General features: G+C 60.7%; 2 protein-coding genes. One reads left to right on the top strand and one right to left on the bottom strand.

The window, feature by feature from the left end; translation table 11 throughout:
- A partial coding sequence (locus tag BXP70_RS29125; RefSeq protein WP_143436796.1) for a T9SS type A sorting domain-containing protein occupies positions 1–386 on the top strand: 386 nt, incomplete at its 5' end.
- 94 nt (positions 387–480) lie between these two features.
- Here BXP70_RS29125 and BXP70_RS29120 read toward each other — a convergent pair.
- Positions 481–801 (bottom strand): recombinase family protein (locus tag BXP70_RS29120; RefSeq protein WP_179197907.1); only part of this gene is annotated, 321 nt, incomplete at its 5' end.

The raw sequence follows: 801 nt of genomic DNA, 5'->3' as shown, positions 1-801 counted from the left end.
CAAGCGCGCATGCCTATCAGTGGCGAGACCTGCATATTACGCGTTACCAACGCCCCGTCCTGTACTACCGCCTGCGGCAAGTCGACCAAGATAGCAGTGTGCAGTATTCCTCCGTACAGGCCGTGCACCTGGAGGCGCAAGCGCCCCAGCTGCTTGTCTATCCCACGCAGGTAACGGACCAAACGCTGCGGTATTCCTTCACGGCGCCGCTCGGAGCGGAAGCACTGCTGGCCGTATATAATAGCACGGGCCAGGTAGTACTCCGAGAACACGGCCCGCAGCTAGCGGGCGGAGAATTGCGCTTACCGAACCTGCCCATGGGTTGGTACGTGGTGCAACTGCTGGTGAATCACAAGTCCTATTCGGCCCGGTTCTACCGGCCTTAAAGGTATCCTATAGTTGGTACGTCAACAGAGGCCGCCTACTGGGTGGCCTCTGTTGCTTTCTCCCATCTACTGGGCAGTTGGGTAGTGATAGTGCCTAAGTAGGTTTCTGCTCCGTCCGCGTTAGTAACCGTTGCACGCCCATGGGATGGAAGAGTTTTCCTCTGCGGGTGCGATACCCGGACTCGTTCAGGCGCTGGGCAATGGCGCGCAGCGTTAGGCCCGTGGCATGTAGCAAGGTCGCTAGTTGCGCGGCTTGCCGGTTGGCCAGATGATCCCGGGCGTTCTGTTGGCGCACGGCGAATCCCCGTTCCGTAGCGTCAGCCGTGAGATTGGCGGGCGTCCCTAAAACGTGGCCGCGGGCTTTCTTGGCCGCGAGCGCATCGCGGGTGCGGGTGGCAATGGCGGTGGCTTCCTT

The organism is Hymenobacter crusticola (genome assembly GCF_002154225.1).
GTDB classification, from domain to species: domain Bacteria; phylum Bacteroidota; class Bacteroidia; order Cytophagales; family Hymenobacteraceae; genus Hymenobacter; species Hymenobacter crusticola.
This window is presented reverse-complemented; position numbering and strand designations above follow the sequence as displayed.